At 62.6% G+C, this 10988-nt stretch carries 14 protein-coding genes; 9 read left to right on the top strand and 5 right to left on the bottom strand.

The features are described 5' to 3' along the window. Positions 1-57: 57 nt before the first annotated feature. From rplT to infC, 4 genes are all read right to left on the bottom strand, one after another. Positions 58-459 (bottom strand): 50S ribosomal protein L20, encoded by a 402-nt coding sequence (rplT, locus tag CK218_RS07110; protein WP_040968947.1) that lies wholly within the window; start codon positions 457-459, stop codon positions 58-60. A gap of 38 nt (positions 460-497) precedes the next feature. Then, positions 498-701: a 50S ribosomal protein L35 gene (gene rpmI / locus CK218_RS07105; protein WP_027166935.1), complete on the bottom strand. Its 204-nt coding sequence runs from the start codon at positions 699-701 to the stop codon at positions 498-500. A gap of 240 nt (positions 702-941) precedes the next feature. Next, a complete protein-coding gene (locus tag CK218_RS07100) occupies positions 942-1589 on the bottom strand; it encodes an isoprenylcysteine carboxylmethyltransferase family protein (protein WP_095776868.1) in 648 nt (215 codons plus the stop codon). Between the two features lie 278 nt (positions 1590-1867). After that, positions 1868-2404 carry a translation initiation factor IF-3 gene (gene infC, locus CK218_RS07095; RefSeq protein WP_067003282.1) on the bottom strand — a complete coding sequence of 179 codons (537 nt, stop codon included), beginning with the start codon at positions 2402-2404 and terminating at the stop codon, positions 1868-1870. A 214-nt stretch (positions 2405-2618) separates the two neighbouring features. Between infC and CK218_RS07090 the strand changes: the two genes are divergently transcribed. From CK218_RS07090 to CK218_RS07075, 4 genes are all read left to right on the top strand, one after another. Next, positions 2619-3389 carry an alpha/beta hydrolase gene (locus CK218_RS07090; protein WP_095777085.1) on the top strand — a complete coding sequence of 257 codons (771 nt, stop codon included), beginning with the start codon at positions 2619-2621 and terminating at the stop codon, positions 3387-3389. Between the two features lie 2 nt (positions 3390-3391). Then, entirely contained in the window at positions 3392-4534 is a 1143-nt protein-coding gene (locus CK218_RS07085) for a benzoate/H(+) symporter BenE family transporter (protein ID WP_095776870.1), read from the top strand. 116 nt (positions 4535-4650) lie between these two features. After that, complete coding sequence (locus CK218_RS07080; RefSeq protein ID WP_095827287.1) at positions 4651-5133, top strand: DUF2852 domain-containing protein; 483 nt, start codon at positions 4651-4653, stop codon at positions 5131-5133. Between the two features lie 118 nt (positions 5134-5251). After that, positions 5252-6010: a M48 family metallopeptidase gene (locus CK218_RS07075; RefSeq protein ID WP_095827286.1), complete on the top strand. Its 759-nt coding sequence runs from the start codon at positions 5252-5254 to the stop codon at positions 6008-6010. Positions 6011-6054: 44 nt separating this feature from the next. Here the strand turns inward: CK218_RS07075 and CK218_RS07070 are convergent, their stop codons facing one another. Next, positions 6055-6273, bottom strand: coding sequence for a hypothetical protein (locus CK218_RS07070; RefSeq protein WP_095827285.1), 219 nt, complete (start codon positions 6271-6273; stop codon positions 6055-6057). 110 nt (positions 6274-6383) lie between these two features. On the opposite strand from CK218_RS07070, the gene CK218_RS07065 reads away from it, so the two are divergent. The 5 genes from CK218_RS07065 (at position 6384) to accD (ending at position 10979) form a co-directional block, all read left to right on the top strand. Beyond that, complete coding sequence (locus CK218_RS07065; protein WP_095827284.1) at positions 6384-7043, top strand: phosphoribosylanthranilate isomerase; 660 nt, start codon at positions 6384-6386, stop codon at positions 7041-7043. Positions 7044-7134: 91 nt separating this feature from the next. Next, on the top strand, positions 7135-8385 hold the full coding sequence (gene trpB, locus CK218_RS07060) for a tryptophan synthase subunit beta (protein WP_095827283.1): 1251 nt from the start codon (positions 7135-7137) through the stop codon (positions 8383-8385). 2 nt (positions 8386-8387) lie between these two features. After that, positions 8388-9119, top strand: coding sequence for a DUF4145 domain-containing protein (locus CK218_RS29970; RefSeq protein WP_143749604.1), 732 nt, complete (start codon positions 8388-8390; stop codon positions 9117-9119). Further along, entirely contained in the window at positions 9116-9955 is an 840-nt protein-coding gene (gene trpA / locus CK218_RS07050; RefSeq protein WP_095827281.1) for a tryptophan synthase subunit alpha, read from the top strand. Before CK218_RS29970 ends, trpA begins: the two co-directional genes overlap by 4 nt. 97 nt (positions 9956-10052) lie before the next feature. Then, entirely contained in the window at positions 10053-10979 is a 927-nt protein-coding gene (gene accD, locus CK218_RS07045) for an acetyl-CoA carboxylase, carboxyltransferase subunit beta (protein ID WP_067002939.1), read from the top strand. Positions 10980-10988 lie beyond the last annotated feature (9 nt).

The following is a 10988-nucleotide window of genomic DNA, read 5'->3' as shown; positions in this document are numbered from 1 at the left end:
AGCCGTGCCAGCGCGGGTTCCCCAAATCAGAATAGCGAATGCTTGGGAAGCGCTGGCTTAGGCGACAGCGCTCTCAAAAGCATTCGGCGTGGTGTTCTTCAGATATTCGAGCGCCACCTTGGCCTTGGCCACAAGGGCTGCGAAAGCCTGCGGCTCGTGGATGGCCATGTCCGAAAGGACCTTGCGGTCGATCTCGATGCCGGCCTTGTTGAGGCCGTCGATGAAGCGGCCATAGGTCAGGCCGTGCTCGTGCACCGCTGCATTGATGCGCTGGATCCACAGCGCGCGGAACGAGCGCTTGCGGTTCTTGCGGTCGCGATAGGCGTACTGCAGCGACTTTTCCACCGCCTGCTTGGCGATGCGGATGGTGTTCTTGCGACGGCCGTAGAAGCCCTTGGCGGCTTTCAGGACCTTCTTGTGCTTGGCGTGGGCGGTGACGCCTCTCTTTACGCGTGCCATGTCATGATCTCCTTAAAACGCTGTTCCGGACCGAATGCTTAAAGGCCGTTCGGCAGAAAATTCTTGATGACCTTCTTGCCGTCCGGTTCAGCCAGAACCATCGTGCCGCGGGCATCGCGAATGAACTTGTTGGAACGCTTGATCATGCCGTGGCGCTTGCCGGCGGCAGCCGACAGCACCTTGCCGGTGGCGGTAATCTTGAACCGCTTCTTGGCGGCCGATTTGGTCTTCATCTTGGGCATTTTGCTACTCCGTAATGTGGCGCACCATCGCGCTTCTTTTCTCGCTTCGGGCCGACCAAAGCCCGAAAAGCAAATGAAACCGCCACGGCATGCCCTGCCGGGCGGTTTTTGTATTTGCTCTGCGTATCGTGCTTTCCGTAAATCAGAGATGATTTCCGTGGCCGATACGCGGAACGGCGGTCCTATAGATCAAACAGGGCTCGTGCGCAACACCTCACGCCCCGCGGCGCGCTGTCCCGTTCAGGGCAGCGTGAACCACACCGGCAGCACCCCCGACTGCTGCGCGCCGTCGATCAGTTCGAAGGCCGGCAGCGCCACCAGGAATACCAGCCCGTCGAGCAGCGTGTTCAACAGCAGGCGCGGCTTGAAGCTGCCGGTGTCGCCTTCCTGGTAGAGCGAAAGCTTCGGAAAGAAGCGAGGCACGCGCGCCAGATAGGCTTTGTAGGGCGCGCCGAGGACTTCCTTGAGATAGCGCTCCTCGCGCAGGATGACGACGTGGAAGGCGCCGGCGCAAAGGACCGCGAAGAGGATGATGCCGGAAAACGAGCCGATCTGCGCGCCAACGCCGGCTGCCGCCACGGTCGAGAACAGATAGAGCGGGTTGCGGGTGATCGAATAGGGCCCGCCGGTGACCACTTCGGAGGATTTGCGGCCGCCGATGTAGAGCGTCGACCACAAGCGCCCGACAATGCCCAGGAAGATCAGGAGCACGCCGAACATCTCGATCGTCTCGTGCACGGGCGTCTCGGGAGGGAACGTCGACTGGCCGAACAGGAGTGCCGCAAACAGCACCACGATGAGCACCGCCAGCACGATGCGGCGCATATACTGGTAGCCGCCCAACCCTTCTATCTGGTTGTCGGTCGGGATCTTTGTTTCATCGACCATGGCCAATCCGATCGTCGTGTTTTGATCGCGATCGGGAAAATCCGATCGTCGATTTGCTCGCGATCGAGGAGCTCGATCGTCGAGAAGCCGGCGATCGGATAGAAAAACAGGCGCCCCGCCGATCGTCGGGTCGCCCTGCGCGGCAATTCAGGCGGATTTTGGAGCACCAAGCAGCGCCGGCCGGTCAATTCTCCTTCGCGAAACCGTGATCGGCGCGACAGTTTGCGGCGATCGCGCCGGAATGGCTCCAGGACGGAAAGGAAACGTGAGGCGCACCGTCAGCGGGGCGCCAGCACCATCATCATCTGTCGGCCTTCGAGCTTCGGCTCGGCCTCGACCTTGGCGATCGGCGCGACTTCCTCGCGCACCTTGTTCAGGAGCTGCATGCCGAGTTCCATATGCGCCATTTCGCGGCCGCGGAAACGCAGCGTCAGCTTGACCTTGTCGCCGTCCTCGAAGAAGCGCCGCACGGCCTTCATCTTGGTTTCGTAGTCATGGCTGTCGATGTTCGGGCGCATCTTGATCTCCTTGATCTCGATGACCTTCTGGTTCTTGCGCGCCTCGGCCGCCTTCTTCTGGTTGGCGTATTTCAGCTTGCCGAGATCGAGGATCTTGACGACGGGCGGCTGCGCGTTGGGCGATATCTCGACGAGATCCAGCCCGGCCTCTTCGGCCAGCAGCAGCGCGTCGTTGATGGAAACTTCGCCACGGTTGTGGCCTTCTGCGTCGATGAGCTGGACCCGGGGCACCCGGATGTCTCGGTTGGAGCGCGGACCGTCCTTGGTCGGGGCCGCTGCTTTGAAAGGTCTGCGAATGGTCGTGGTCTCCTCGGCCGTTTCGTTCAGGGTTTCTTTGAGTTCAATCGCTTGGACGCGCCTATGTGGTGAGCGCGCGGCCGGAGTCAATAGCACAGCCTCGCCAGGAAATCACCTCAAAGCTTGCCATTGCCTGCACCAAGCAAAGAAAAGGTGCGAGCACTTTTCCGCGAACCGCCGGATGTGCCAAAAGACCGGCCGGAAGGACGAGGTCATGGACGCCAGCGCACCAGTTTTCATCGACGTGAACGGAACGCAGATCGCTGTCAGGCAGGCGCCGGGCTCAGCGCCGGGCATCGTCTGGCTGGGCGGCTACAAGTCCGACATGCTGGGCACCAAGGCCGAGGCGCTGTCGGCCTGGGCGAGCCGCGAAGGCCGCGCCTATCTGCGCCACGACTATTCCGGCCACGGCGAATCGGGCGGCGAATTCGCCGAGGGCACGATCTCGAAATGGCTGGCCGAGAGCCTCGCCGTCTTTCGCCGCTTCAGCAAGGGCAAGCAGATCCTGGTCGGCTCCTCGATGGGGGCGTGGATTGCGCTGCGCATGGTGCAGGAATTGCGCAAGGCCGGCGACGACCGCATCGCCGGCCTGGTGCTGCTTGCGCCGGCGCCCGACTTCACCGTCGAACTGATCGAGCCGGTGCTGACCAGGGCGCAGAAGCGCGACCTTTCGAAAAAGGGATTTTTCGAGGAACCGTCCGACTATTCCGCCGAGCCCTATATCTACACGCGCGCGCTGATCGAGGACGGCCGCGCGAACCGGGTGATGACCGGGCCGATCGACACTCATTGCCCGGTGCATATCCTGCAGGGTCTCGCCGATCCGGACGTGCCTTCCGGCCATGCGCTGAAGCTCGCCGCACTGCTGCCGGCCGATGACGTCACGCTGTCGCTTATCCCCGACGGCGATCATCGCCTCTCCCGCCCGGAGGATCTCGACATGCTCAACCGCGCCGTCGGCGACCTGGTCCAGCGGGTTTCATGAGCATGCGCATTTCAATCCCGATATCCGCCTTCGTTGCGGCCATCGTCGGCTTTGGCGGCACTTTAGCCATCGTCATTGCCGCCGCCAAGGCGATCGGCGCCACTCAGATCGAGACCGCGAGCGGGGTGACGGCGATCTGCCTGGCCATGGCCCTAGAATGCCTGTGGCTGTCCTGGCGCACGAAAATGCCGGTCATCACCGCCTGGTCGACCCCGGGCCTGGCGCTGATCGCGGCCTCCAGCGGCTTCACCATGGCGCAAGCCGTCGGCGCTTTCATCGTCACCGGCATCCTCTTGATCGCCACCGGCCTGTTCAAGCCGCTGACCCGGCTGATCGCGCAGATTCCGGCCTCGGTGGCGTCCGGCATGCTGGCCGGCATCCTGGTCGGCTTCGCCATCAGTGCGGTCAAGGCCATTCCCGCCGATCCGTGGCTGATCCTGCCGCTGATCGCCGCCTTCTTCGTCATCCGGCTGTTCAACCCGGCGGTTTCGGTCCTTGTCGTGCTGATCGGCGGCGGCCTTGCCGCCTTCCTCACCGGCCGCGTCGGCGGCCTGCCGGCGCCGGAATTGTCGACACTGACGCTGATCGCTCCGCAGTTCACCGTTTCGGCGATCATTGGCCTGGCCTTGCCGCTCTACCTCGTCACCATGGCCTCCCAGAACCTCTCCGGTCTCGCGGTGCTGAAAGCCGCCGGCTACCACCCGGAACCTGGCCCGCTGATCGGCGTCACCGGGCTGTTCTCGCTGCTCTCGGCGCCGTTCGGCGCCTCGACGACCAATCTGGCGGCGATCTCCGCGGCGATCTGCACCGGCCCGGATGTCCATCCGGATCCCGCCGAGCGCTGGAAGACGGGGCCGTTCTATGCGCTCGCCTATCTGGTCTTCGCCATCTTCGGCGCTTCGCTGGTGGCGATCTTCGCCGTCCTGCCGCAGAGCCTGATCGTGCTGGTCGCCGGCCTGGCGCTGATGGCGCCTTTAGCCAACGCGCTCTCGATCGCGCTCCATGATGCGGGCGAGCGCATGCCGGCCACGCTCACCTTTGCGGTGACGGCCTCAGGGCTCACCTTGTTCGGCGTCGGCGCGGCTTTTTGGGGGCTGGTCGCCGGAATGGCAGTGCTTTTCCTCGAGAAACTCAAAAAGCGATAATCATTTCAGGCCTTTCGCCGGTTTTGGCCGGACTTGCCTTGAATCGCCGATTTCGCCTTCCCATTTCGATTCCACGCAGCCGGTTTGGCTGTCTCCAACGGAAGGATTGGGAGAAAATGAACACAAGTGCATTGATCCGTCCGGCCTGGACGCCGGCGACCATCGCGCTGATGGTGATCGGCTTCATGGTGTTCTGGCCGCTGGGCTTCGCCATGCTTGCCTACATCATCTGGGGCGACCGGCTCGAAGGCTTCAAGCGCGATGTCAACCGCGCCACCGACGGCATCTTCGCCGGCTGCCGCCGTGGCTCGGAAAAGGCGGCCCGCTGGGGCCATGGCTCGTCCCGCACCGGCAACGTCGCTTTCGACGACTGGCGCGAGAAGGAACTCGAACGCCTCGCCGAGGAGCGCCGCAAGCTCGACGAGATGCTGAACGAGTTCGACGAGTATGCCCGCGAGCTGCGCCGTGCCAAGGACCAGGAAGAGTTCGACCGCTTCATGGCCGAGCGCAACAAGCGGACCGCGCCGACCACGACGAGTGGTCCGACCGGAGCGACGGGGCCGAGGCGCGGCAAGGGCTCGAACCTCCTTGACGACTGAGCCTCAATCATAAGGCTCGGCCGACATGCGGCGTCGCGCAAGCGGCGCCGTTTCTTTTTTGTTCTCCATGTAGCCTCACTCTACTGGTCGTTTTTCTCGAATCGCGTATCGTCCGGCCATGACCCTCGGCTTCTTTCGCAATCTGACCAAGCCAGAACCCAAGCCCGTCGTGGAGCGCGAGCATTGCGTCGCCGGCCGCACCCTGCCGCTCAAAATCGTCGAGAGCGCGAGGGCCCGGCGGTTGACGCTGCGTATCGATTCCGGCGGCCAGGGGCTGCGCATAACCGTGCCGCCCGGCTTGCGCCGCGGCGAGGTGGAGAAGTTCCTCGACCGCCATCAGGACTGGCTGGAGCAGCGCCTGGCCAAGGTGCCGATGCGCCCGCAGGTGCGGCCCGGCATCAAGATCCCGATCCGCGGCGTGCCGTACCGCATCGTCCATGAGCCGGCGAAACGCGGCACCGTCACCATCGCGCGCGACGAGCGCGGCCCGCTGCTCATCATCCATGGCGAGCGTGTCCACCTGCCGCGCCGCATCGCCGATTATCTGAAACGCGAGGCCAAGCGCGAGATCGAGAAGCTGGTGGTCAAGCACACCGAGGCGATCGGCAAGCGCGCCAAGGCGATCCGCTACAAGGATACCTCCAGCCGCTGGGGGTCATGCACCTCGGAGGGCAATCTGTCCTTCTCGTGGCGCATCATGATGGCGCCGCCGCCGGTCATCAATTACCTGGTGGCGCATGAGGTCGCGCATCTGAAAGAGATGAACCACGGACCGAAATTCTGGAAGCTGTGCGAAAAGCTCTGCCCCGACACCGATCGCTGCAAGGACTGGCTGAAGCGCAACGGCGGCGCGCTGCAGGCGATCGTGTTTGAGTAGGCGTCGCCCTGGCACCCGTATAGCTGGCGGCCCACCGCAGCCGCTCAATCGTCATTCGCCGCGTTGAGTTCCTCCGGCCGCAGCCCTTCCTCACTCGCATGCGGCCACGGCAGAAAATTCCGGTCGAACGCGTCGCTGCCGAAATAGTCGAGCGCCCGGTGCGCCTCGGCGCCGTTGAAAGCGGACTTGTCCATCAGATGCACGATCACCTCGCGCGCCTGCGCGATCTTCTGCCTGAGTTCGGCGACGGCCTTGTCGGTCATGATCTTTCTGCTCCCGCCTGTGTCCCTACTCGAAAGGTAGCGCTTTCCGTCGGCCCGGCAACGGCATGCTTTTTCTCGACTCTTGCGGCTTTTCGTGCCAATCCCGCGCCATGACGCTCGACATCAAGATCTGCGGATTGAAGACCGACGCCGCGATGGCCGCCGCGCTCGCTGGCGGGGCCAGCCATGTCGGCTTCATCTTCTTTGCCAAAAGCCCGCGCTTCGTCCATCCGGCCGAGGCCGGCCGTCTGCGCCAGGCGGCCATCGGCAAGGCCAAGGCGGTTGCCGTCACCGTGGATGCGGATGATGCCCTTCTCGACGAGATTGTCGCGAGGATGCAGCCGGATATGCTGCAACTGCATGGTTCCGAAACGCCGGTGCAGGTGGCCGAGCTCAAGACCCGCTACGGCCTGCCGGTGATGAAGGTGCTGTCGGTCAGCGAAGCCGCGGATCTCGAGCGGATAAAGCCCTATGTCGGCGTTGCCGACCGCTTGATGTTCGACGCCAAGCCGCCCAAGGGATCGCAATTGCCTGGCGGCAATGGCGTCGCCTTCGACTGGCGCATCCTTGCCGGCCTTGACGCCGGCCTCGATTACATGCTTTCCGGAGGGCTCAACGCCGCCAATGTCGGCGATGCCCTCAGACTGGCCAATCCGCCCGGGATAGACATCTCCTCCGGCGTGGAGAGCGCTCCGGGCGTCAAGGATCCGGCGCTGATCGAGCAGTTTTTCCGGGCCGTCAGGGCCGCGCGCGACGACCGCGCCGCCTGAGGAAGTTTTCAAACCCGAGCATGTCCCGGAAAAGTGGGAACCGGTTTTCCGATAAGGACGTGCTCAGAAGCAAAGACTCAGGAGATCGGCGATGAACAGGCCGGCTATGCCCAATTCCTTCCGCACCGGGCCCGACGAGCAGGGCATGTTCGGCATTTTCGGCGGCCGCTTCGTCGCCGAGACGCTGATGCCGCTGATCCTCGATCTCGAAGAGCAGTGGAACAAGGCCAAGAATGATCCGGAGTTCAAGGCGGAGCTGGAGAACCTCTCGACCCATTATGCCGGTAGACCGTCGAAGCTCTATTTCGCCGAGGGCCTGACAAGGTATCTTCGCGAGGTTTCCTCGGCGAAGGGCCTCGGGGGCGGCGCCAAGGTCTATTTCAAGCGCGAGGACCTGAACCACACCGGCTCGCACAAGATCAACAATTGCCTCGGCCAGATCCTGCTCGCCAAGCGCATGGGCAAGAAGCGCATCATTGCCGAGACCGGTGCCGGCCAGCATGGTGTCGCTTCCGCCACGGTCGCTGCGCGCTTCGGCTATCCCTGCGTGGTTTACATGGGTGCAACCGACGTCGCCCGCCAGAGCCCGAACGTCTTTCGCATGAAGCTGCTCGGCGCCGAGGTTCGCCCGGTCACCGCCGGCCACGGCACGCTGAAGGACGCGATGAACGAGGCGCTGCGTGACTGGGTGACCAATGTCGAGGACACCTATTACCTGATCGGCACCGCCGCCGGCCCGCATCCCTATCCGGAGCTGGTGCGCGACTTCCAGTCGGTGATCGGCACGGAAGCACGCGCCCAGATGCTGGAGCAGGAGGGCCGGCTGCCCGACGTCATCATCGCCGCCGTCGGCGGCGGCTCCAACGCCATTGGCCTTTTCCACCCGTTCCTCGACGACAAGGATGTGCGCATCATCGGCATCGAGGCCGGCGGTCGCGGCCTCGACGGCGTCGAGCACTGCGCCTCGATGAATGCCGGCGCGCCGGGCGTGCTGCACGGCAATCGCACCTATCTCTTGCAGAATGCGGACGGCCAGATTCTCGACGGCCATTCGATCTCGGCCGGTCTCGATTATCCGGGCGTCGGGCCCGAGCATGCCTGGCTGCGCGATTCGGGCCGCGTCGAATATGAGCCGATCCTCGACGACGAGGCGCTGGAGGCCTTCCAACTGACGACCCGCGTCGAAGGCATCATCCCGGCGCTGGAATCTGCGCACGCCATCGCGCATGCGATGAAGATCGTGCCGAAGATGGACAAGGACCAGATCGTCATCGTCAACCTATCCGGCCGCGGCGACAAGGACGTGCATACGGTCGCCAACATGCTGGGCATGGAGATCTGACAATGAGCGGCCAGGTTAATTTCACTCCGTCAAGAGTGAGAGGCCATTGTCCAAACTGTGGGCCAGCCCGTTGGGCAGATGTTGTCGGTCACGCAAAGCATCGTGAGGACGATGAAGAAAGCCAGACTTGGTATCAGACCGATCACCGGATTCTGCAATGCCCAGCCTGCGAGGGTATTTATCATCAAACTGTAAGTGTTTTTTCTGAAGACTACATCTATGTTAATGGAGAGTACGGTCAGCAGGTTGAATTCGCGGAGAGTGTAAGTCATTGGCCAGAAGTTCCGCAGATAAAAAAAGAAAAACCTAACTGGATAAATGATCTTATATCGATCGACATTACACTGTATGAACTCATTAATGATATATACTCTGCTCTAAATATAGGACTTTCTGTTTTTTCAGTTATAGGCGTTAGAACGCTTCTCGACAGAGCAACAGAAGTACTTGGTATCGATGCTGCCATAACGTTTGACGAGAAGCTCGACGAGCTTTTGTCCCAGGATTACATAGGGCAAACGGAAAAAGGTATTTTGGCCATTGCCACTGACGCTGGGAGCGCTGCCGCTCATCGGGGGTGGAAACCGTCAGACAAGGACTTGAGTCTGATATTGGAGGCTGTTGAGGCCTTTTTGCACCGTGTCTTTATTATGCGTGCAAACGTTAGTGGTCTGAAATCCACAATACCGCCAAAGCCTAAGAGAAAAACTCCTCGGAAGAAGAAAACACCATGACCACCCGCATCGACCGCCGCATGGCCAAGCTCAAGGCAGAAGGCCGCCCGGCTCTCGTCACCTACATCATGGGCGGCGACCCCGATTACGAAACCTCGCTGTCGATCATGAAGGGGCTGCCTGCCTCCGGCAGCGACATCATCGAGCTCGGCATGCCCTTCTCCGACCCGATGGCCGACGGCCCGGCCATCCAGGCGGCGGGCCTTCGGGCGTTGAAGGGCGGCCAGACGCTGGCGAAAACGCTGAAGATGGCGTCCGAATTCCGCGCCGGCGACGACGAGACGCCGATCGTTCTGATGGGTTACTACAATCCGATCTACATCTACGGCGTCGACCGCTTCCTCGCTGACGCCAAGGCCAGCGGTATAGACGGCCTGATCGTCGTCGACCTGCCGCCGGAGATGGATGAGGAGCTTTGCATTCCGGCGCTGAAGGCCGGCGTCAACTTCATCCGCCTGGCGACGCCGACCACCGACGACAAGCGCCTGCCGAAGGTGCTCGAGAACACCTCCGGCTTCGTCTACTACGTGTCGATGACGGGCATCACCGGCTCGGCCTTGGCCGACACTGCCAAGGTGTCGGCGGCGGTCAAGCGGATCAAGAGTCACACCGCGCTGCCGGTCTGCGTCGGCTTCGGCGTCAAGACCGCCGAGCAGGCGCGCACCATCGGCGCTTCGGCCGACGGCGTCGTCGTCGGCACGGCCATCGTCAACGCGGTCGCCAATGTGCTCGGGCCCAAGGGCGAGAAGACCGCCGATCCGGCCGAAGCGGTCGCCACGCTGGTCAGCGGGCTTGCCCAGGGCGTCCGCTCGGCCCGCCTTGCTGCCGCCGAATAGTCTGACTATTTGTTTTTACGCAATTCCGTACGGAAAACCGCCACACACTTTTCCTGGAATTGCTGGACGTCTCTTCGTCGGGACAGGAGCCGAAGCGATGAACTGGATCACCAACTACGTTCGACCGAAGATCAATTCGATGCTCGGCCGGCGCACCGACATGCCGGAAAATCTCTGGATCAAGGATCCCGAGACCGGCGAGATGATCTTCCACAAGGACCTCGAATCCAACCAGTTCGTCATCCCGTCTTCCGGCCACCATATGAAGATCTCGGCCAAGGAGCGGCTGAAATACTTCTTCGACGACGGCAGATACGAGACGCTGGAAAACCCCAAGGTCGTGCAGGATCCGCTGAAGTTCCGCGATGAGAAGCGCTACACCGATCGGCTGAAAGAGGCGAAGGCCAAGACAAGCCTCGAGGACGCGATTCTTAACGCAGTCGGCACCATCGAAGGCCTGCCGGTGGTGGTTACCGTGCAGGATTTCGCCTTCATGGGCGGCTCGCTCGGCATGGCCGCGGGCGAAGCCATCGTCCATGCCTTCGAGGTCGCTTTGCAGCGCAGGCGGCCGCTGATCCTGTTCGCCGCCTCGGGCGGCGCCCGCATGCAGGAAGGCATCCTCTCGCTGATGCAATTGCCGCGCACCACGGTAGGCGTCGACCGGCTGAAGGAAGCCGGTCTGCCCTATATCGTCGTGCTGACCAACCCTACCACCGGCGGCGTGACCGCGTCCTATGCCATGCTTGGCGACGTTCACATCGCCGAGCCCGGCGCGCTGATCGGCTTCGCCGGGCCGCGCGTCATCGAGCAGACGATCCGCGAGAAACTCCCCGATGGCTTCCAGCGCGCCGAATATCTGATGGAACACGGCATGGTCGACATGGTGGTCTCGCGTCTGGAGATGCGCTCGACCATCGCACGACTGTTGAAGATGCTGCTCAAGACCCCAGTGGCCGAGACGCCATTGGAGCCTGAGATCCTGCCGCCGGCGGTCGTCAACGCCGAATCCCGGCCGCAGGCCTGACGCGACATC

It is taken from the genome of Mesorhizobium sp. WSM3879 (assembly GCF_002294915.1).
Lineage (GTDB): Bacteria > Pseudomonadota > Alphaproteobacteria > Rhizobiales > Rhizobiaceae > Mesorhizobium.
Note: the sequence above shows the minus strand (reverse complement) of the source record. Positions and strands in the feature narration are given on the sequence as shown.

Excerpts from the sequence above, each read along its gene's own strand:
- rplT (WP_040968947.1), bottom strand. The coding sequence starts at position 459 with ATGGCACGCGTAAAGAGAGGCGTCACCGCCCACGCCAAGCACAAGAAG.
- rpmI (WP_027166935.1), bottom strand. The coding sequence starts at position 701 with ATGCCCAAGATGAAGACCAAATCGGCCGCCAAGAAGCGGTTCAAGATT.
- CK218_RS07100 (WP_095776868.1), bottom strand. The coding sequence starts at position 1,589 with ATGGTCGATGAAACAAAGATCCCGACCGACAACCAGATAGAAGGGTTG.
- CK218_RS07090 (WP_095777085.1), top strand. The coding sequence starts at position 2,619 with ATGGACGCCAGCGCACCAGTTTTCATCGACGTGAACGGAACGCAGATC.
- CK218_RS07085 (WP_095776870.1), top strand. The coding sequence starts at position 3,392 with ATGCGCATTTCAATCCCGATATCCGCCTTCGTTGCGGCCATCGTCGGC.
- CK218_RS07080 (WP_095827287.1), top strand. The coding sequence starts at position 4,651 with ATGAACACAAGTGCATTGATCCGTCCGGCCTGGACGCCGGCGACCATC.
- CK218_RS07075 (WP_095827286.1), top strand. The coding sequence starts at position 5,252 with ATGACCCTCGGCTTCTTTCGCAATCTGACCAAGCCAGAACCCAAGCCC.
- CK218_RS07070 (WP_095827285.1), bottom strand. The coding sequence starts at position 6,273 with ATGACCGACAAGGCCGTCGCCGAACTCAGGCAGAAGATCGCGCAGGCG.
- CK218_RS07065 (WP_095827284.1), top strand. The coding sequence starts at position 6,384 with ATGACGCTCGACATCAAGATCTGCGGATTGAAGACCGACGCCGCGATG.
- trpB (WP_095827283.1), top strand. The coding sequence starts at position 7,135 with ATGAACAGGCCGGCTATGCCCAATTCCTTCCGCACCGGGCCCGACGAG.
- CK218_RS29970 (WP_143749604.1), top strand. The coding sequence starts at position 8,388 with ATGAGCGGCCAGGTTAATTTCACTCCGTCAAGAGTGAGAGGCCATTGT.
- trpA (WP_095827281.1), top strand. The coding sequence starts at position 9,116 with ATGACCACCCGCATCGACCGCCGCATGGCCAAGCTCAAGGCAGAAGGC.
- accD (WP_067002939.1), top strand. The coding sequence starts at position 10,053 with ATGAACTGGATCACCAACTACGTTCGACCGAAGATCAATTCGATGCTC.